Origin of the sequence: Bacillus sp. KH172YL63 (genome assembly GCF_011398925.1) — a bacterium.
GTDB lineage: Bacteria > Bacillota > Bacilli > Bacillales > Bacillaceae_B > Rossellomorea.
Genome location: NZ_AP022842.1, coordinates 1,586,449 through 1,607,369 on the forward strand (window position 1 = coordinate 1,586,449; position 20,921 = coordinate 1,607,369).

Below are 20,921 nucleotides of genomic sequence, written 5' to 3' on the forward strand. Positions count from 1 at the left end.
GGTGAAATGCTGTGAAGGTAATAACTGTACATCATCCACATTCAATTCGTAAAAGTGATTTTCCACCCTTGGCCCTCGCACTTGGATATTTCGACGGGGTGCACAGGGGGCACCAAAGGGTGATCATGACAGCAGTAGAGAAGGCGAAAGAACTCAATTACAGCAGTGCGGTCATGACATTTGATCCCCACCCGTCTGTGGTGCTGGGGCATAAACACAAACATATTCATCACATCACCCCTTTGGAAGACAAAAAAGAGATCATAGAGGGTCTTGGAGTGGATTATCTATTCATCGTCCGTTTCACCTCGGAGTTTGCAAGCCTGATCCCCCAAGACTTCGTGGATCAATATATTATCGGTCTCAATGTGAAACACGTGGTGGCTGGATTTGATTATTCTTATGGCAGGCTCGGTAAAGGTACGATGGAAACATTGCCGTTTCATTCAAGGGATGAATTTACCTCCACGACCATTTCCAAACTAACGGACCACGATATGAAAGTGAGTTCAACCTTGATCAGGGAAAGCCTGAAAGAAGGGGACATCCACAAGGTCCATCAGCTGCTCGGAAGGCCATATAAGATGAAAGGTACCGTCATAAACGGAGATAAGAGGGGAAGGAAGATCGGTTTCCCGACCGCGAATATTGAAATGTCCTATGACTACCTCACCCCGAAATTTGGCGTTTATGCCGTGAAAATGATGATTCATGATAAATGGTATAATGGTGTGTGTAATATAGGATATAAGCCGACTTTTAAAAACCCCGACGAATACGCCCAATCGATAGAGGTACATCTGTTTGATTTTGACTCTTCCATTTATGGGGAGGAAGTATATATCGAATGGTTTGATAGAATCAGGGATGAACAAAAGTTCTCCGGAATCGATGAACTCATCTCTCAAATACAGAGAGATAAAGACCGGGCGATCAGCTACTTTTCGGAAATTTGATCTTTATACTTGATTTTTTATTAAAAGAGTAGTATTCTAAATATCGTATGAAATGAACCTTTGCTTGGCATCACGATTCACCAACGGTTGCTCAGTAACAGGGGATTTGAAAGAAATCAATAGGAGGTGAAAAGGATGGCTATCACTAAAGAGCGTAAAAACGAACTTATCAGTGAATACAAAGTACATGAGAACGATACTGGATCTCCAGAAGTTCAAATTGCTGTCCTAACTGAAGAAATTAACAACCTGAACGATCACTTACGCGTTCACAAGAAAGATCACCACTCTCGTCGCGGTCTTCTTAAAATGGTAGGTCACCGTCGTAATCTTTTATCTTACCTACGTAAGAAAGATGTACAACGCTACCGTGAGTTAATCAACAAATTAGGTTTACGTCGATAAACAGACAAAGGAAGCGGGATTATGTCCCGCTTTTTCTTTAGCTTTCATAAGTGGAAATTTTTGTATGATTCACCGCTTCTTTTTTTATTATTTTTTTATTAGTAGTATTCAAATTTATCGTTTTTGTCTAAAATACATAATATGTACACGAGAGTTGATCCAGTCCTTTCGATTAAACGGGCGTCTAAAACCGCGCTTTTACATAGTGACTTTTGTGATTCATTCAAACGAATATAACGGCACAATCGTGCATGATATAGATTTTTAAATATTTATCCGGGTTAGGCGAATGTCGAACCCTTTAGTGATATGTAAAGAGAGGGGTACACTTTATGGAACAAACTAAACAAACCTTTTCCATTGATTGGGCCGGGAGAGAATTAACGGTCGAAGTTGGCCAGTTTGCCAAACAAGCAAATGGAGCGGTTATGGTTCGCTACGGAGATACGGCTGTACTAAGTAGTGCGACAGCTTCAAAAGAACCAAAGCCATTGGATTTCTTTCCATTAACAGTTAACTATGAAGAAAGATTATATGCAGTGGGTAAAATTCCTGGTGGATTCATTAAACGTGAAGGTCGCCCAAGTGAAAAAGCGATTCTTGCCAGCCGTTTGATTGACCGTCCGATCCGTCCATTGTTCGCCGACGGATTCCGTAACGAAGTTCAGGTAATCAGTATTGTGATGAGTGTGGATCAAAACTGCTCTTCTGAAATGGCAGCTATGTTTGGTTCATCATTGGCACTTTCTGTATCTGATATTCCATTTGAAGGTCCGATTGCCGGAGTGATTGTGGGTCTAGTTGATGGAGAGTTCATCATCAATCCTTCCGTCGAACAACTGGAGAAGAGTGAAATCCACTTATCTGTTGCCGGTACAAAAGATGCCATCAATATGGTTGAAGCGGGAGCAGACGAGGTACCTGAAGAAACGATGCTTGAAGCAATCATGTTTGGTCATGAAGAAATCAAGCGACTTGTTGCCTTCCAGGAGGAAATCGTCGCTAAAGTAGGAAAAGAGAAATTGGAAATCAAACTTGCTGAAATTGACCAGGATGTTGAAGCGGAAGTACGTTCACTTTGTGAGAGCGAACTGATCCCTGCGATCCAGGTTCAAGAAAAGCATGCCCGTGAAAAAGCGATCAAAGCTGTCAAAGATAAAGTGATGGCAATTTATGAAGAGAAAGAAGCGGAAGATGACACACTGAAACAAGTGAAGAAAGTGTTGGACAAGCTTGTAAAGAATGAAGTCCGCCGCTTGATCACTGAAGATAAAGTACGTCCTGATGGCCGTGGTGTCGACGAAATCCGTCCGCTATCGTCTGAAGTCGGATTATTGCCTAGAACGCACGGGTCAGGATTATTCACACGGGGACAAACGCAAGCGCTCAGCATTTGTACACTTGGTGCTTTAGGGGATGTGCAGGTCCTTGACGGTTTAGGAATCGAAGAATCCAAACGTTTCATGCACCACTATAATTTCCCTCAATTCAGCGTTGGTGAAACGGGACCAATCCGTGGACCTGGCCGTCGTGAAATCGGACATGGTGCATTGGGTGAAAAAGCATTAGATCCAATCATTCCAAACGAGAAAGATTTCCCTTACACAATCCGTCTCGTTTCAGAAGTGCTGGAATCAAACGGTTCTACTTCACAAGCAAGTATCTGTGCCAGCACACTGGCGATGATGGATGCCGGTGTTCCAATCAAGGCACCAGTTGCGGGAATCGCAATGGGTCTGATCAAGTCAGGAGAAAACTATTCCATCTTGACGGATATTCAAGGTATGGAAGATCATTTAGGTGATATGGACTTTAAAGTGGCAGGAACTTCCAAGGGAGTTACCGCTCTTCAAATGGATATCAAAATAGATGGCCTTTCACGTGAAATCCTTGAAGAAGCACTTCAGCAGGCGAAAAAAGGAAGAATGCAGATCCTTGAAAGCATGCTGGCGACAATCGCTGAGTCAAGATCCCATCTATCACAATATGCGCCAAAAATCTTAACGATGCATATCAATCCGGACAAGATCCGTGATGTCATCGGGCCAAGCGGTAAGCAGATCAACAAGATCATCGATGAAACTGGCGTCAAGATCGACATCGAGCAGGATGGAACGATCTTCATTTCCTCTACTGATGAAGAAATGAATAAAGTTGCTAAGAAGACAATCGAAGATATCGTAAGAGAAGTTGAAGCTGGTCAAATGTATCTTGGTAAAGTTAAACGTATCGAGAAGTTCGGTGCATTTGTAGAAATCTTCAGCGGCAAAGACGGCCTTGTTCACATCTCTGAAATTGCCGAAGAACGCATTCGCAAGGTAGAAGATGTCCTGGCAATCGGTGATGAGATCCTTGTAAAGGTTCTTGATATCGATAATCAAGGAAGAGTCAACTTATCAAGAAAAGCGGTTCTGAAAGAACAGCGCGAAAAAGAAGAACAAAATCAAGCATAATTGCTTAAAATCTGCGGCTGTCCTGGAAGGAGCAAATGCTCCCTTTCAGGTCAGCTTTTTTCTATATAAGCAAGTGATGAATCCTCGTTCAAGGCTTGTTCTACCTTCTGCCAGTGCTTCATATGTTTTATGGAGAAGGAAGGTGAGCGAGAATGGAAAAAAAATACTTGATTGGAATTAGTCTAATTGCTATTCTGACTGTAGTAGCAGTGGGGAATCCACTATCAGATCAATATGTGACAGACCTAAAGCAAGAGGCGCTGGAAGTAAGTGGGACAGTGGCAGTGGATGATTTATCCCGTCAAATAAAAGAGGAAGCGAAATTAAGGGAAGCAGCCCCTCAGGACGCCATGATCGATCCAGTCTGGAAAGCGACTCCCGGATACAATGGATTGAAAGTGGACGTTGAAGCGTCCCTTCAAAATATGAAGAAGAACAAATCATTTGATGCTGATAAAATCGTCTATAAGCAAATCCCGCCTCAAACCCATCTGCCTGATTTACCTGCTGCCCCCGTATATCGGGGCAACCCTGATAAACCGATGGTGTCTTTGATCATCAATGTGGCATGGGGGAATGAATTTATCCCTGATATGCTTGCCACTTTGAAAAAACATCAGGTATATGCTACGTTCTTTCTAGAAGGAAGATGGGTGAAAAATAATCCTGACTTAGCGAAGATGATTGTCGACGCCGGTCATGAGGTAGGGAATCACTCTTATTCCCATCCCGATATGAAAACATTGGAATCGTCCAAAGTAAGACAAGAATTAAAGAAGACGAATGAAATCATAGAGGTGACCACCGGGGAAAAGGTGAAATGGTTTGCTCCACCGAGCGGAAGTTATCGTGATGAGGTTGTGACCATTGCGAGTGATATGGATATGAGGACAATCATGTGGAGTGTCGATACGATTGATTGGCAAAAACCATCGCCGCAAGTCCTGGTGGAACGGGTGTTGGGAAAAATCCATAAAGGGGCCATCGTGCTCATGCATCCGACTGCCTCCACAGCCAATTCATTGAATACACTGATCCTTCAAATAAAAGATCAGCATTTGAGGCTCGGCACGATATCAAGTTTGGTCAAAGAAGAGAGAATCATGGATACTATCGATAATTCACCCCAACAAGGAAATAGTAAAGAGAAGCAGTAAGTTTGCACCATGAATAGGAGGAAATTCTTTTGATAAAGAAACATACATGCCAAAATGGACTACGAATCGTACTTGAAGAAATTCCCCACGTCCGCTCAGTAGCCATCGGGGTCTGGATTGCGACGGGATCCCGAAATGAAACAGAAGAAAATAATGGAATTTCCCATTTTCTTGAACATATGTTCTTCAAAGGGACAAAAACGAAATCTGCACGTGAAATAGCTGAATCCTTCGACAGCATCGGAGGGCAGGTTAATGCGTTCACTTCAAAAGAGTACACGTGCTATTATGCAAAAGTATTGGACAATCATGCTGATTATGCATTACATACACTCTCAGACATGTTCTTCAATTCTACATACGTAGAAGAAGAAATGACGAAGGAAAAAAATGTGGTGTATGAAGAAATAAAAATGTATGAAGATACACCTGATGACATCGTTCACGACCTGCTCAGCAAAGCGATCTATGAAGAGCATCCACTGGGTTATCCGATCCTGGGTACGGAAGATACGTTGAATTCATTCAGCCAGGCTAAATTAAAGGAATACATGCATGACATGTATACCCCGGAGCAGGTAGTGGTTTCGGTAGCAGGAAATGTGGATGAGTCATTCATCAAGGAAGTCGAAAAGCTTTTCGGATCTTATGAAGGCGGAAAAGGACCGGAAGATCGACTGAAACCGGTATTCCATCATAATAAACTTGCACGAAAAAAGGATACGGAACAGGCACATTTATGCCTGGGCTTTGACGGCCTGGAAATCGGTCACGCTGACATATACAATTTGATTGTACTGAACAATGTCCTCGGCGGGAGCATGTCATCACGCTTATTCCAGGAAGTAAGGGAACAAAGGGGACTTGCATACTCCGTCTTCTCTTATCATTCAGCATATGAAGACAGTGGGATGGTCACGATTTACGGAGGAACAGGCGCTAACCAATTGGATCAATTATTTGAGACGATTGACGCTACATTGAAATCATTAAAGGCAGAAGGAATCACGTCGAAGGAATTACTTAACAGCAAGGAACAATTAAAAGGGAACCTGATGCTGAGTCTAGAAAGCACGAACAGCCGCATGAGCCGAAACGGAAAAAATGAGCTGTTGCTGAAGCGACACCGCTCCCTTGATGAAATTGTAGAAGAAATCGACGGTGTTACGATGGAGAAGGTCAACCGATTGGCTCAGGAAATCTTCACAGACGATTATGCTGCATCACTGATCAGTCCGGAAGGCAAATTGCCTCAGAACATGAAACAATCGTAAATTGAATGATGAAGGTAAGGCCCTTGATCCCCGTGCGGGATCAAGGGCCTTTTTTGTAGGCTGTTTACCAAGCGAGATGCGGTTGATTTCCGCTCCAGATGCTCGCTTTCCGCGGGGCTGGCGGTGAGCCTCCTCGGACTTCGTCCTGCGGGGTCTCACCTGTCCAGCGGTTCCCGCAGGAGTCGAGCATCTTCCGCTCCAATCAACTTACTAGGATAAAAAACCAAAAATTCACTGAATTATATGCTTATTCATCTTCTTATTAGTAGTGATTAACGCCATTCAATTACATTTCCCTTAACTCACTGCTATGGCAATTTTTTTAATTTCACAGTCTCAAATCACCGATGTTTGACGCTCATGTTGCAATCCTCCATATACGAGACCAGGGCATAGCTCAGTAAAGTACAGCGTATTTGCGATGAATCACTGCAATGTAGAAGATGAATAGGAAATGGTTGAAAAAATGCAACAGTGTGAACGAAAACTCCCTTTTGTAAAAACAAGGGGGGAGATTCTTCCCATTCCACGATGTCTTTTCCTTCTAAACAATGTGGACAGTGTATACATTGTAGTAAGGAGCTTGTAAAGGAGGAAGTGACATGAGGCTGAGTGAATTGAGCGGAAAGGAAATCGTGGATTACAAAAAGGCAGAGCGTCTCGGTATCTTAGGGCAGACAGACCTTGAATTCAATGAGCAATCAGGGAGTATCAATGCCCTGATCATCCCTACAGGGAAATGGCTCAGGAAGCAGGGCGGAGAGATCAGGGTGCCGTGGCATCAGATACGGACCATCGGGGCGGATATGATCATCCTGGAAGTATCTACCGACAATTAAGGAATAAAAGGACGTGGCTGAGATGATATTTCTCAAGTCAATGAATAATCCGAATGAAGATTCGAAATTCTCACGAGAAGATCGAATACATTCGGATTTTTTGTTTTCCAAGGGAATCAAACGTCTGAAGAAAAATCAACAGCGTCAGTTTTGATTTAAACATATAATGGAAATAACTGTTTTGAGTAGGAGGGTTTCATTAGGTTCCAACCTTATTTTGGAATTATATTCCATCCAGCATTTCTTCTCACCCATTGGGTAAGAGCAACATACACTGTTGAAGTGAAAAGGGATTTAGAATAGCGATTATGTAAAAAGTAGGTGAAATCAGTGATGCTGACCGGAATGCAGATCGCAGTTCTAGGCGGAGATGCCCGTCAACTTGAAATTATTCGGAAGCTTACGGAGTTGGATGCCAAAATTTCACTCGTAGGCTTCGAACAATTAGATCATGCCTTTACAGGAGCGACAAAAGAAAAGCTTGATGAAGTGGATTTTTCAATAATTGATGCCATAATCCTACCTGTGCCCGGCACGAATCTACAAGGGGAAATCGATACGATTTTTTCCAATGAAAAAATCATGTTAACAGAAGAAGTTGTATCCAAGACGCCAGAACACTGTACGATCTATTCAGGAATTAGTAATGCATATTTAGACGAAATTCTGTCATCGACAAACCGTAAACTTGTTCAGCTGTTTGAAAGGGACGACGTTGCCATTTATAATTCAATCCCTACCGTAGAGGGAACGATCATGATGGCCATTCAACATACAGATTTTACGATCCATGGATCTACCATTGTCATCCTCGGCCTTGGCCGGGTAGGGATGAGTGTAGCGAGGACGTTCCATCATCTGGGCGGAAAGGTGAAGGTCGGGGTTCGGAAAAGTGAACATCTTGCACGTGTGACCGAAATGGGATTGACACCATTCCACCTGGATCATTTAGAAAAAGAGGTTGAGGATTGCGATATTTGTATTAATACCATCCCAGCCCAAATTGTAAGGGCTGAAGTGATAGCGAAAATGCCGGCCCATACGTTGATTATCGATCTGGCATCAAAGCCTGGTGGAACAGATTTCCGCTATGCAGAAAAGCGGGGGATCAAAGCCTTATTGGCTCCCGGATTGCCTGGTATCGTCGCACCGAAGACGGCAGGACAGATTCTTGCAAATGTCCTTTGTCAATTAATTGAGGATGATTTTGATTCAGGAAAGGAGAGTTCATCATGAGTGTGAAAGGAAAACGTATCGGGTTTGGTCTGACCGGCTCTCACTGCACATATGATGCTGTATTTCCAGAAATCGAACGGTTAGTGAATAATGGTGCAGAAGTGATGCCGATCGTCACCTCCACCGTCATGAACACAGAGACGAGGTTCGGAAAAGGGGAAGACTGGATTAAGCGCATCGAAGACGTCACTGGACATAAAGTCATTGATTCGATCGTCAAGGCAGAGCCCCTTGGGCCAAAGATCCCCCTCGATTGCATGGTGATCGCACCGCTGACAGGCAATACGATGAGTAAATTCGCCAATGCGATGACAGACTCTCCTGTGTTGATGGCGGCGAAAGCGACTTTGCGGAACCACCGTCCCGTTGTCCTTGGCATTTCCACCAATGATGCCCTTGGCTTAAATGGAGTGAACCTGATGAGGCTGATTTCCACAAAGGACATTTACTTCATCCCCTTCGGCCAGGATGCACCGGAGAGCAAGCCAAAATCCATGGTCGCAAGAATGTCAGTAATTCAGGAGACGATTGAAGCGGCGATGGAGGGGAGGCAGCTTCAACCCGTCGTCATTGAAAGATATTTAGACTGATACACAAGAAGGCTATCACCTTGAAAGAGAGATGGCCTTCTTTTCATGCGCTCTATTCCCTATTTCCTCCTTGGAAAAAGGAAAGTTAACTAAAATGAAAAATTCCTATTGTCGAATAATTGTTTATGTTAAAATATTCTTTAATATAGTAATAGACTAAATTCATTTACCTATTGTACTATGAATATTTTGAATGGTTGGAAGGAGAGAAGATTTTGAATACAACGGGATTTCATGTAGCAGTTGTCGGTGCCACTGGTGCTGTAGGACAACAAATGCTTCAAACTTTAGAGAAAAGGGATTTTCCAATAAAACAGTTAACATTATTATCATCAGCACGTTCAGCAGGTTCCACCGTTACATTTAAAGGAAAAGAATGGATGGTAGAAGAAGCGAAGCCCGAAAGTTTTGAAGGAGTGGATATCGCTTTATTCAGTGCAGGTGGGAATGTATCAAAGCTTCTTGCTCCTGAAGCCGTAAAGCGGGGAGCCATCGTGGTCGATAATACGAGTGCATACCGGATGGATCCGGATGTGCCGCTAGTGGTACCGGAAGTGAATGAAGAAGACATCAAGCTTCATAATGGAATCATTGCGAATCCAAATTGCTCCACGATCCAAATGGTGGCAGCACTTGAACCGATCCGCAAACAATATGGTCTATCAAAAGTGATCGTTTCCACCTATCAAGCCGTTTCAGGTGCAGGTGCGGTCGCGATCGACGAACTTCACGATCAAACCCGTGCGATTTTATCCGGTGATTCTTTTGAGCCGTCTGTATTGCCAGTCAAAGGGGATAAAAAACACTACCAGATCGCATATAATGCCATTCCTCAAATAGATAAATTTCAGGATAACGGCTTCACATTTGAAGAAATGAAAATGATTAATGAAACGAAAAAAATTATGCATATGCCTTCATTGAAGGTCTCTGCAACTTGTGTCAGACTGCCGGTTGTAACAGGTCACTCGGAAAGTGTATATATTGAAATTGAGAAGGATTCTGTTTCAGTGAAAGATATTCATGCATTGCTGAAAGATGCACCGGGGGTCACATTGGAAGACGTACCGGAGGAACAGATTTATCCTATGCCTGCACATGCCGTGGGTAAACCGGATGTGTTTGTGGGGCGTGTGCGAAAGGACCTTGACGAAGACAAAGGATTCCATATGTGGGTTGTATCTGATAACCTGCTGAAGGGTGCTGCCTGGAACTCGGTTCAAATCGCAGAAAGTCTTGTAAAGCTTGGTTTGATTAAGTAAAGAAGAGGGTTCATTCCAGTCAGAGCTGTATAATTCCACTACTCGATTTTCTCATACCTCTTTGAACATATGACAATGAGGTGTAGTCATGAAAGTGATCGTTCAAAAATTTGGTGGAACATCTGTAAGAGACGAGGCAAGCCGCTTAAAAGCACTTGCCCATACTAAACAGGCGATAGATCAAGGATATAAAGTGGTGGTAGTGGTTTCAGCGATGGGAAGAAAAGGTGAACCATATGCCACTGATTCACTGTTATCATTGATTGGTGGCAAGAATACATCAATCAGCAAGAGGGAGCAGGATTTATTATTATCCTGTGGGGAAATCATCTCAAGCCTTGTGTATTCAAACCTGCTGCTTGAGCACGGCATTCGGTCAACTGCCCTGACAGGGGCACAGGCCGGATTCAGGACTAATCATGATTTTAATAATGCTAAGATTGTCGAAATGAAGTGCGGTCGGCTGTTGAAGGAGCTGGAGCTGCATGATGCAGTCGTGGTGGCTGGATTTCAGGGGGCGACTAAGGATGGAGATGTCACAACGATCGGCAGGGGAGGCAGCGACACGTCTGCTTCCGCCTTGGGTGTGGCTTTAAAGGCTGAATATATCGATATATTTACGGATGTAGAAGGCGTCATGACGGCTGATCCGAGAATCTCTGCGAAAGCACGTCCGATCACGGTCGTATCCTATAATGAAGTCTGCAATATGGCATATCAGGGGGCAAAGGTGATCCACCCCCGTGCGGTAGAAATCGCGATGAATTCGAATGTTCCCATGCGGATACGCTCCACTTATTCCAACGGGGAAGGGACGCTTGTGACAACGATAGAGAATACAAAAGCCCATAAAGAGTTCCGTAGTCACCCGGTGACAGGCATCGCCCATGTCCAAAACCTTACCCAAATCAAAGTGTTCGCCAAGGAAGACCAGTACAATCTACAGGCTGAGGTGTTTAAAGCGATGGCTAAGGAAGGGATCAGTGTTGATTTTATCAATATTTCTCCCCGTGGGGTCGTTTACACGGTAGCTTCGGCCCTTGCAGACGAGGCGATTTCAGCCCTTCAAAGAATCGGACATCATCCGACAGTAGAATCAGAATGTGCGAAAATTTCCGTAGTGGGTGCAGGAATGACCGGGGTACCGGGCGTGACTTCTGCAATCGTCTCCTCCCTGTCGAATGAAGGGATACGGATCCTGCAATCTGCCGACAGTCATACGACGATTTGGATATTGGTGAAAGAGATGGATTTGATCAATGCGATCAATGCACTCCATGATACCTTTCAATTACAAGAGAGAAATGCTACATTCAGAGTAGGTTAACTTTAGAGGAGAGTGAGAAGATTGAATTTTGGCCGTGTTTCTACGGCGATGGTGACCCCATTTGACCGTAAAGGAAATATCGACTTTGCAAAAACGACCCAGTTGATCCACTATTTGATTGACAATGGTTCAGATTCGTTGGTAGTGGGGGGAACGACAGGTGAATCCCCGACTTTGACGAAAGAGGAGAAAGTGGCTCTGTTCAGACATACCGTAAAAGTTGTGGACGGAAGGGTGCCGGTCATTGCCGGTACAGGCAGCAATAACACCCATTCCTCCATCGAACTGACAAAGAAAGCGGAAGAAGCAGGCGTAGATGCAGTGATGCTTGTGACTCCTTACTATAACAAACCGAGCCAGGAAGGGATGTATCAGCACTTTAAAGCAATCGCTGAATCAACACTACTCCCTGTCATGCTCTACAATATTCCGGGCCGTTCGAGCGTGAACATGCTGCCAGAAACGATCATCCGTCTTTCGGAAATTGAAAATATCACCGCTGTGAAAGAGGCAAGCGGGGATCTCGACAGTATGACAGAAATCATCTCCCGTACAAGCGACGATTTTCTGCTGTACAGTGGGGATGATGGTCTCACACTTCCTATTTTATCAGTGGGCGGCACCGGCGTGGTATCCGTCGCATCCCACGTGATCGGCAATCATATGCAGGAGATGATCTCTTTATTTGTTGAAGGGAATCCAGTTGAAGCAGCTGTCATGCATCAAAAGCTGCTCCCGGTCATGAAAGGGTTATTTACAAGTCCAAACCCTACTCCTGTAAAAACGGCCCTTCAAATCAACGGCCTTGATGTCGGGTCTGTCCGACTGCCATTGATTCCGCTTACGGAAGTGGAGCGTGCCAAACTTTCACAAGTACTGCAGACATTATCCTGAGACAGCTGCAATTCATCCAGGGTATAAAAAAGACGAAGCATACATTTTCAGGATAATAAAAATCCGGACGATCAATCGACACCCATAATTGGGTATCGGTTCCGTTCGGATTTTTTATTTAAAAGGCTGTTTTCCCAATGATTGTTGATATTATCAGACGTAAATGTGAGTATTTTAGGTAATTTGAGACTGTGGAATAAAAAAATGCCATAGCAGTGAACCAAAGACAATGTACTTGAATGACGTTGATCACTACTATTCAGAAGATGAATAATCAGTTAATCCAGTGGATTTTTGGTTTTTATCTTCGATGGTTGATTCTCGCTGCAGATGCTCGACTCCTGCGGGAACTGATGGACAGTCCGAAAAGCGGAGGCGGCTTGTTCAGCTCCGACAAGCATAAGATGAATGGGTTGTGAAGGCGGTCTTTACCTTCATGGACCATTTAGCTTATGACCTCGAGGGGCTCACCGCCATCCCCGCGGAAAGCGAGCATCTATCGCTGCAATCAACCGCATCTCGCTTGTTCAAAAGCCACAATGTTTACGAAAACAGCCTTTTTAAAAAAACACCATGACTGATCCAATTTCATTTTTCCCCCCGCTCTTCGTGCCAGTTGTCACCCCACCCCAAAATGCATGTATTTATCCATCAAAAGAAGGAAATTCACCCCCGCTATCGAAATAATAACGTAGAAGAGTAAATTGCAGTCTTTTTCCTCATCACACAGGATAAAATTGGTTGTACTACCAAAATAGTATCAAGTATAATGTACATAACTGATTGAAGATCGGGGAAGGCACAGCATAGGAGGACACAAAAGTGGGTAAGACAAAGAATGAAAGTATCAAAATCATTCCATTAGGTGGAGTGGGGGAAATTGGAAAGAATATGTATGTAATTGAAGTGGATCAGGAGATATTCGTGATCGATGCGGGGCTTATGTTTCCTGAGAATGAAATGCTCGGAATCGATATCGTTATCCCGGATATCCAGTATCTGATTGAAAACAAAGAGCGGGTAAAAGGAATTTTCCTGACTCACGGCCATGAGGACAGCATTGGCGCAATTTCTTATCTCATTGGGAAAATCAAAGCGCCTGTCTACGGGACAAGACTCACAAATGCACTCGTTAAGGCGAGAATGAAGGATGAACATGTCCGAGAAGATGTGAAGTTCTACACTGTTCACTCTGATAGTCATCTGACGTTTGACGGGGTAAGCGTCACGTTCTTTAAAACGACTCATAGCATTCCTGATTCTGTAGGGGTATGTATCCATACATCAGAGGGTGTCATCGTCCATACCGGGGAATTTAAATTCGATCAGTCTGCCAAGCATTTCTATCGACCTGATTTAGGAAAGATGGCTCAAATTGGCGAGAAGGGCGTTCTTTGCCTTCTGTCAGACAGCATCGGGGCTGAAAGACCGGGCTACACCACTTCCGAGGCGGTGATGGAGCAGCACATCACGAAGTCTCTCCGTACAGCATCAGGAAGGGTCATCGTGGCATGCTTTGCTTCTAATTTAATCCGTCTGCAGCAAGTGTTTGATGCCGCCGAGCAGAATAAACGCAAAGTCGCAGTAGTGGGGAAAAGCTTGAAGCGTGTGTATGATGTAGCGTTGAAACTTGGATATCTTCACGTCCGTGATGAAATGATCATCGGGATTGACGAAATAGAAGAATATCCAAAGGATGAAATCCTCATCATCGCAACAGGAACGCAAGGTGAGCCGTTTGAGGCCCTTCAACGGATGTCAAAACGCTCCCATCGCCTGGTGAATATCGAAGAAGGCGATACCGTCCTCATTACCGCAAACCCTTCCCCTGGCATGGAAGTGATCACAGGGAAAACGATCGATATGCTTTACCGTGCAGGGGCAGAGGTGTTGATCCCTACTAAGGAAGAACAGGTTTCAGGGCACGGAAGCCAGGAAGATTTGAAATTCATGCTGAATATCATGAAACCGAAATATTTCATCCCGATCCAGGGAGAATACAAGATGCTGGTCGCCCATACGCAGGTGGCCCATGACACCGGACTTCCTTATAAACAAATCTTCATCCTGGATAAAGGGGATGTACTTCAATATAAGGATGGAAAGATGCGCATGAACGGCAGGGTACAGGCTGGAAATGTGCTGATCGACGGCATCGGTGTGGGAGACGTGGGCAATATCGTGCTCCGTGATCGAAAGCTGTTGTCAGAAGACGGTGTCTTTACGGTTGTTGTCACCATCAACCGTAAATCCAAATCGATTGTTTCAGGACCGGAAATCATATCGAGGGGCTTCGTTTATGTGCGGGAGTCTGAGGAATTGATGGGAGAAGCGGGTGATATCGTCGCAAGCGTCGTCCACTCATACTTACAAAAGGGCTCTTTCGAATGGACAACGATCAAGCAGGATATCAGGGATCAGCTCAATTATTACCTGTTTAACAAAACGAGAAGAAGACCGATGATCCTGCCGATCATCATGGAAGTATAATGGAAGAGGCTGCTTGTTTATGCAAGCAGCCTCTTTTTTTGTGAGCGGATCCCCAAACATAAAAAGTATGAAAACACACCATTAATAAGATAATAACAATAGAATGGGAATGAAAAGGAGATGTTTTCATGGAAGAGAATACGTTATCGATGGGAGATCAGCCGAATAAAGGGCAGGATGATCATAAAGAGAAGCCATCAGGGTTGATGGAAAAGATCCAGCAATTGGGACAGACGAGTGTCCCTCAATTATCCCAGGACTCAAATATCCATTGTTTGACGATTGTCGGTCAGATTGAAGGACATATGCAGCTTCCACCCCAAAATAAAACAACGAAATATGAACACGTCATCCCCCAGCTCGTTGCAATCGAGCAAAATCCAAAGATCGAGGGATTGGTTGTCATTTTGAACACCGTGGGCGGGGATGTAGAGGCGGGCTTGGCCATTTCCGAAATGATTGCATCCCTCTCGAAACCGACCGTTTCTGTCGTCTTGGGCGGGGGGCACAGCATAGGTGTCCCGATAGCTGTATCATGCAATTTTTCTTATATTGCAAGCACGGCCACGATGACGATCCATCCGGTGAGATTGACAGGACTGGTCATCGGTGTTCCGCAAACATTTGAATATCTTGACAAAATGCAGGAGCGGGTGGTCAGCTTCGTTACGAAGCACAGCAATGTGTCTGAAGAAGATTTTAAAGATCTGATGTTTGCCAAAGGAAACCTGACACGTGACATTGGGACGAATGTTGTAGGGGAGGATGCCGTTGGCTACGGATTAATTGACGGTATAGGAGGAATTGGGTCGGCAATCAAGAAAATCAATGAGTTGATCGATATCAAGAAGCAGGCAGATCAACAAGAGGGATTGGTTCAATGATTCTTTATACAATGGTTCCGGATGACCTTATCTATCCGACAGATGAGAGTGTGTTTTCTGGCCAGATGATGATGGACTATCAAGGCATCCCGCTTCTTGTCCAGCAGGAGGAAAACAAGTATCGGGTGATCAGGATCATGAGCAGTGACCCGGCACATTACCTCAATGACCAACTTTACCCGGGGGGATTCATCGGTAATTAAGCAAGAAAGAGGATTTTCGTGGAAATAGTGGATATGCTATACTATACTTAATAGAGTGATGATCATACGATACATTTACCGGGAAGGGTCTGACACCTTAGGCACGCGTTTTGCCCCAAAGGGTCAGCCCTTTCTTCATCTTTATGTACATAACGAGAAAGACTTCAACAGAATTTAGGTGAATTGGATTGGCGAAAAGAAAAAAAAGAAAAAAGCGGTCAACAACGACGTCGACATTAAAACAAACGATCAAGTATGAAATCATCGGCTTGATCCTCGTTGCATTGAGCTTGATATCGATTATTGAGCTGGGTGCCGTAGGGAAGGCGCTGGTCTATTTTGACCGTTTCTTCCTGGGTGAGTGGTATATGGTTGCCCTGCTCTGGGTGCTCTATGTCGCAGGCTACCTTATGGTGAAGCGGGAGGTGCCCGTATTATTCAGCAGGAGACTTGTAGGGATTTATATCATCATTGCCAGCTTCTTGCTGTTAAGTCACGTGAAATTATTCGACCTGCTCTCTAACGAAGGGTCATTTGACAATCCAAGTGTCATCATGAATACATGGGACCTGTATTGGATGGACGTAAGGGGAGAGACGAGCACGTCGGACCTCGGCGGAGGGATGATCGGAAGCATATTGTTTGCTGTTTCATACTTCCTCTTTGATTCAGAAGGAGCAAGGATCGTCAGTGCTACTTTCATCTTGATCGGGATCATATTGGTGACAGGAAAGTCCATCGGGGATGTTCTCGGGAAAGCAGGAAACCGCTTCGGGGCATTCATGAAGGACCAGTGGTCTGCATTTAAGCAGGATATGAGTGATTGGAAGGAAGACCAATCAAAGAAGAAAGAGAGAAAGCTACAGGAAAAGAAGGAATCGAAAAAAAGGGAAGATGATGATCCGGTTATTCCCGAACCACAAGCAGGAGAAACAAGTGAACCGATCATATCAAACTTTGCAGAACGTGCTTACGGTATGTCCCAGCCAAAAGATGAAGGACCTGCTGCAGCGGTTGACCATAAGGAGGAAGCTCCACCGCATGAGGAGCAGGTACCTGAAGGGGAAGAAGATCCTGCACCTCCGATTACATTCACAGAGGTAGAAAATAAGGATTATCAACTACCATCAATCTCTTTATTGAAGAGTCCAAGAAAAACAGATCAAAGCAATGAATATCAGCTGATCCATGCCAATGCAGCCAAATTGGAGAGAACATTCCAAAGCTTTGGCGTGAAAGCGAAAGTGACACAGGTACATCTCGGACCGGCTGTCACCAAGTATGAAGTGCACCCTGATGTCGGTGTGAAGGTCAGCCGCATTGTGAATCTGAGCGATGACCTGGCATTGGCTCTCGCGGCGAAAGATATCCGGATCGAAGCACCGATACCGGGTAAGTCAGCGATCGGGATCGAAGTGCCGAATTCTGAAGTGGCGATGGTCTCACTAAGGGAAGTACTCGAGGCGAAAGAACATAACAAACCGGATGCCAAACTTCAAATCGGCCTCGGCCGGGACATCACCGGGGAAGCAGTATTGGCAGAATTGAATAAAATGCCCCACCTCCTCGTTGCAGGTGCGACAGGAAGCGGGAAGAGTGTGTGTATAAACGGCATCATCACAAGCATCCTTATGCGGGCAAAGCCACATGAGGTCAAACTGATGATGATTGACCCGAAGATGGTAGAATTAAATGTCTACAATGGAGTGCCGCATCTGCTGGCCCCTGTAGTGACTGACGCCAAGAAAGCCTCCCAGGCCTTAAAGAAGGTCGTAAGTGAGATGGAGCGGAGATATGAGTTATTCTCGCATACGGGAACAAGAAATATTGAAGGATACAATGATTATGTCAAAAGGCAAAACAATGAAAATGAAGAGAAACAGCCTCTCTTGCCTTACATCGTGGTCATCGTTGATGAGCTCGCTGATTTGATGATGGTTGCTTCAAACGATGTGGAAGATGCGATCACAAGGCTTGCCCAGATGGCCCGTGCAGCAGGCATCCATCTGATCATCGCCACACAGCGCCCTTCTGTGGATGTCATCACCGGCGTCATTAAAGCGAATATCCCATCCAGGATCGCCTTTGCCGTGTCATCCATGACAGATTCCAGGACGATACTGGATTCAGGAGGCGCTGAGAAGCTTCTTGGCAGGGGTGATATGCTCTTCATGCCGGTCGGTGCTTCCAAGCCGACAAGGGTGCAAGGGGCCTTCTTATCCGATGAAGAGGTGGAAGAAATCGTTGATTTTGTCATCTCTCAGCAGAAAGCCCAATATCAGGAAGAAATGATTCCTGATGAAATTCAGGAAGACGATAGAACTGGCGAAGCGGAAGATGAATTATATGACGATGCCGTCCAGCTTATTGCCGAAATGCAGACAGCTTCCGTATCCATGCTTCAAAGAAGATTCAGGATCGGTTATACCCGCGCAGCGAGACTGATCGATGAAATGGAAGTAAGGGGTGTAGTAGGCCCTTATGAAGGAAGCAAGCCAAGAACGGTCTTGGTCGGAAAGCCTTCTGAAGAGCAAAGTTCATAGTGAAAAGGTGTGTTACCCTATTCGAAAATGAATAGCGTGACGCACCTTTTTTTTATGTTATGAAATGTTTATCAGTGGTAACTCCCTAGGGCCCCCTTTTTTTATCCACTAATGTGACATACTATTAAAAGCGTTTCCATTAATTATGGTGGTTTATTCCATTTGTAATTATTACCAATCCATCACACACTTTATGTAAATAGTAAACTAGAATATTCCATGTAAACCCATACATGTAGTAAAATTCTCCTATTTACTGGAATAAAAGAAGTGTAAATTATCATTCATTTCATTTTTTTCGACAAAATCACACAATACTATTTATTTATGAAAAGAAAAGTGTTATAGTATTTTCGATTAGTAGGAAAGATATACATCAGAGGTCTGATGTCTTGAGAAAATTTGGTGGTGGTTCCAGTGACAATAAAAACAGATAATAGGCATTTATACTTACAAGTGATTGATCGATTGAAGAAAGATATCGAATTGGGCGTGTATAAAGAAAAAGAAAAACTCCCGTCTGAATTCGACCTTTCCAAACAATTAGGCGTAAGTAGGGCGACTCTAAGGGAAGCTCTCAGGATTCTTGAGGAAGAAAGTGTTATCGTACGACGTCATGGTGTAGGTACATTTGTGAATGCTAAACCGCTCTTTACTTCAGGTATCGAGCAGCTGAACAGTGTAACGAACATGATCAAGCAGGCTGGAATGGATCCAGGGACCATTTTCTTAAGCTCGACAACTCAAGAAGCTACTGAGGATGATATGAAAAGGTTTACATGCAATGAAGAGGATGATGTCATCCTGATTGAGCGGGTTCGAACAGCAAACGGGGAACCGGTTGTATATTGTGTCGATAAGATTCCGGAAGCGATCATGCCGAGGGACTTCACCCATGAAGATAATTCGATTTTCACTCTGTTGGAGAAACGGGAGAATAAGAGAATCACACATGCGGTGGCACAGATTGAACCTATGGGATATCATGATAAAATTTCCCCTATTCTAAATTGCGAACCGGAAACGGCTCTCCTTGTCTTAAAGCAAATGCATTTTGACGAAAACGATGAACCGATTCTGTATTCTGTAAACTATTTCAGATCAGACAAATTTAGCTTCCACGTATTAAGAAAGCGTGTATAGAAACAAACTGTCTTTCTACTAATTTATTACAATAATAGGGGGTACTCTAGGTGAAGAAACGTAAATTCGGTTTAGCGTTGTCATTTGTTCTGGCTGCAGGTACATTATTGGGTGCTTGTGGAACAAGCGGGGACAAAGAAGGTACATCTAGTGGTGAAGGAAAGAAAGAAGATCAATTTACGGTAGCGATGGTTACAGATGTTGGCGGTGTTGATGACAAATCATTCAACCAATCAGCATGGGAAGGCCTTAAAGCTTTCGGTAAGGAAAATGGCATGGAAGAAGGTAAAAAAGGTTACAGCTACCTACAATCACAATCTGATGCCGACTACGCTACAAATTTAAACACATTAGCTCGTCAAGATTTTGACTTAGTATATGGAATCGGCTTCCTTATGGAAGGTGCAATCAATGATATTGCACAGCAGCAAAAAGATTCGAAATTTGCCATCGTTGATGCAGTTGTGGAACAACCGAACGTGGCAAGCATCACGTTCAAAGAGCAAGAAGGTTCATTCCTTGCAGGTGTTGCAGCAGGACTTGCTACAAAAACAAACAAAATCGGTTTCATCGGTGGGATGGAAATCCCGGTAATCGAGCGTTTCCATTCAGGGTTCATCGCTGGTGTGAAAGCGGTTAATCCGGATGCTGAAATCGTTGCAGATTATGCAGGTGCATTCGATAAAGCGGAACTTGGTCAAACAATCGCCTCTAAAATGTACTCTCAAAACGTAGACGTTATCTTCCATGCAGCAGGTGGTACTGGAAACGGCCTATTCAAAGAAGCGCGTGACTTGAAAGAAAAAGATCCTTCCCGCGAACTGTGGGCGATCGGGGTTGACTCTGATCAATCAGCAGAAGGTAAGGTTGGAGATCACAATATCATCCTGACGTCTTCACTTAAACGTGTTGATAACGCAGTGCTGGATCTTTCTGGTAAAGCGAAAGATGGTAACTTCCCTGGTGGAGAAGTCATCTCTTATGGTCTAAACGAAGATGGAGTAGGGCTTGCTCCATTGAATGAAGAACTATCAAACAAAGATGAAGTCATGGCTAAGGTTGATGAATGGAAAGAAAAAATCAAGAGTGGGGACATCACTGTTCCAGAATCTCTTGATGCAGCTAAATCATTTTCAGCTAACTAATTGAAGAGGGATAAGGGGACCATGGAAAGCCGGTCTCTTATCCCTTTTTTTAAAACAAAATAAGCTTATAGCCTTCGAAAACATAAGTCTTTGGTCATGTAATCTTCTAAAATCTTCATC

The 20,921-nt window shown here is 44.1% G+C and carries 17 protein-coding genes; all 17 read left to right on the forward strand.

Annotated features, from left to right (window positions below; translation table 11 throughout):
* Window positions 1–11 precede the first annotated feature (11 nt).
* The 17 genes from ribF (at window position 12) to KH172YL63_RS07995 (ending at window position 20,801) form a co-directional block, all read left to right on the forward strand.
* Window positions 12–956 (forward strand): bifunctional riboflavin kinase/FAD synthetase, encoded by a 945-nt coding sequence (gene ribF, locus KH172YL63_RS07915; RefSeq protein WP_173105596.1) that lies wholly within the window; start codon window positions 12–14, stop codon window positions 954–956.
* Between the two features lie 135 nt (window positions 957–1,091).
* Window positions 1,092–1,361, forward strand: a complete 270-nt coding sequence (gene rpsO / locus KH172YL63_RS07920; protein WP_034760125.1) for a 30S ribosomal protein S15 — start codon at window positions 1,092–1,094, stop codon at window positions 1,359–1,361.
* Window positions 1,362–1,693: 332 nt separating this feature from the next.
* Window positions 1,694–3,814: a polyribonucleotide nucleotidyltransferase gene (pnp, locus tag KH172YL63_RS07925; RefSeq protein WP_173105597.1), complete on the forward strand. Its 2,121-nt coding sequence runs from the start codon at window positions 1,694–1,696 to the stop codon at window positions 3,812–3,814.
* Window positions 3,815–3,966: 152 nt separating this feature from the next.
* Window positions 3,967–4,971, forward strand: coding sequence for a polysaccharide deacetylase family protein (locus tag KH172YL63_RS07930; protein WP_173105598.1), 1,005 nt, complete (start codon window positions 3,967–3,969; stop codon window positions 4,969–4,971).
* 29 nt (window positions 4,972–5,000) lie between these two features.
* A complete protein-coding gene (locus KH172YL63_RS07935) occupies window positions 5,001–6,245 on the forward strand; it encodes a M16 family metallopeptidase (protein WP_173105599.1) in 1,245 nt (414 codons plus the stop codon).
* A gap of 602 nt (window positions 6,246–6,847) precedes the next feature.
* Window positions 6,848–7,084, forward strand: a complete 237-nt coding sequence (locus tag KH172YL63_RS07940) for a YlmC/YmxH family sporulation protein (protein WP_173105600.1) — start codon at window positions 6,848–6,850, stop codon at window positions 7,082–7,084.
* Window positions 7,085–7,417: 333 nt separating this feature from the next.
* The gene (gene dpaA / locus KH172YL63_RS07945; RefSeq protein WP_173105601.1) at window positions 7,418–8,320 is read left to right on the forward strand and encodes a dipicolinic acid synthetase subunit A; all 903 of its coding nucleotides are present in this window, start codon (window positions 7,418–7,420) and stop codon (window positions 8,318–8,320) included.
* Window positions 8,317–8,910: a dipicolinate synthase subunit B gene (locus KH172YL63_RS07950; protein ID WP_173105602.1), complete on the forward strand. Its 594-nt coding sequence runs from the start codon at window positions 8,317–8,319 to the stop codon at window positions 8,908–8,910. Before dpaA ends, KH172YL63_RS07950 begins: the two co-directional genes overlap by 4 nt.
* Window positions 8,911–9,125: 215 nt before the next feature.
* On the forward strand, window positions 9,126–10,172 hold the full coding sequence (asd, locus tag KH172YL63_RS07955) for an aspartate-semialdehyde dehydrogenase (RefSeq protein ID WP_269475204.1): 1,047 nt from the start codon (window positions 9,126–9,128) through the stop codon (window positions 10,170–10,172).
* A gap of 88 nt (window positions 10,173–10,260) precedes the next feature.
* A complete protein-coding gene (gene dapG / locus KH172YL63_RS07960) occupies window positions 10,261–11,499 on the forward strand; it encodes an aspartate kinase (protein WP_173105603.1) in 1,239 nt (412 codons plus the stop codon).
* A gap of 21 nt (window positions 11,500–11,520) precedes the next feature.
* Window positions 11,521–12,393, forward strand: coding sequence for a 4-hydroxy-tetrahydrodipicolinate synthase (gene dapA, locus KH172YL63_RS07965; RefSeq protein ID WP_269475205.1), 873 nt, complete (start codon window positions 11,521–11,523; stop codon window positions 12,391–12,393).
* 822 nt (window positions 12,394–13,215) lie between these two features.
* Entirely contained in the window at window positions 13,216–14,883 is a 1,668-nt protein-coding gene (locus KH172YL63_RS07970) for a ribonuclease J (protein WP_173105604.1), read from the forward strand.
* 149 nt (window positions 14,884–15,032) lie between these two features.
* Window positions 15,033–15,767, forward strand: a complete 735-nt coding sequence (locus KH172YL63_RS07975) for a ClpP family protease (protein ID WP_173108091.1) — start codon at window positions 15,033–15,035, stop codon at window positions 15,765–15,767.
* The gene (locus KH172YL63_RS07980; protein ID WP_173105605.1) at window positions 15,764–15,970 is read left to right on the forward strand and encodes a YlzJ-like family protein; all 207 of its coding nucleotides are present in this window, start codon (window positions 15,764–15,766) and stop codon (window positions 15,968–15,970) included. Before KH172YL63_RS07975 ends, KH172YL63_RS07980 begins: the two co-directional genes overlap by 4 nt.
* Window positions 15,971–16,158: 188 nt before the next feature.
* Window positions 16,159–18,513 carry a DNA translocase FtsK gene (locus KH172YL63_RS07985; protein ID WP_173105606.1) on the forward strand — a complete coding sequence of 785 codons (2,355 nt, stop codon included), beginning with the start codon at window positions 16,159–16,161 and terminating at the stop codon, window positions 18,511–18,513.
* Between the two features lie 417 nt (window positions 18,514–18,930).
* Window positions 18,931–19,656 carry a GntR family transcriptional regulator gene (locus KH172YL63_RS07990; RefSeq protein WP_173105607.1) on the forward strand — a complete coding sequence of 242 codons (726 nt, stop codon included), beginning with the start codon at window positions 18,931–18,933 and terminating at the stop codon, window positions 19,654–19,656.
* A gap of 50 nt (window positions 19,657–19,706) precedes the next feature.
* Window positions 19,707–20,801 (forward strand): BMP family lipoprotein, encoded by a 1,095-nt coding sequence (locus tag KH172YL63_RS07995; protein ID WP_173105608.1) that lies wholly within the window; start codon window positions 19,707–19,709, stop codon window positions 20,799–20,801.
* The last annotated feature ends 120 nt before the right edge of the window (window positions 20,802–20,921 follow it).

Bases quoted from the DNA above. Each gene is read 5' to 3' on its own strand.
- pnp (WP_173105597.1), top strand. From the start codon at position 1,694: ATGGAACAAACTAAACAAACCTTTTCCATTGATTGGGCCGGGAGAGAA.
- KH172YL63_RS07940 (WP_173105600.1), top strand. From the start codon at position 6,848: ATGAGGCTGAGTGAATTGAGCGGAAAGGAAATCGTGGATTACAAAAAG.
- KH172YL63_RS07950 (WP_173105602.1), top strand. From the start codon at position 8,317: ATGAGTGTGAAAGGAAAACGTATCGGGTTTGGTCTGACCGGCTCTCAC.
- dapG (WP_173105603.1), top strand. From the start codon at position 10,261: ATGAAAGTGATCGTTCAAAAATTTGGTGGAACATCTGTAAGAGACGAG.
- rpsO (WP_034760125.1), top strand. From the start codon at position 1,092: ATGGCTATCACTAAAGAGCGTAAAAACGAACTTATCAGTGAATACAAA.
- KH172YL63_RS07930 (WP_173105598.1), top strand. From the start codon at position 3,967: ATGGAAAAAAAATACTTGATTGGAATTAGTCTAATTGCTATTCTGACT.
- KH172YL63_RS07980 (WP_173105605.1), top strand. From the start codon at position 15,764: ATGATTCTTTATACAATGGTTCCGGATGACCTTATCTATCCGACAGAT.
- dpaA (WP_173105601.1), top strand. From the start codon at position 7,418: ATGCTGACCGGAATGCAGATCGCAGTTCTAGGCGGAGATGCCCGTCAA.
- KH172YL63_RS07975 (WP_173108091.1), top strand. From the start codon at position 15,033: ATGGGAGATCAGCCGAATAAAGGGCAGGATGATCATAAAGAGAAGCCA.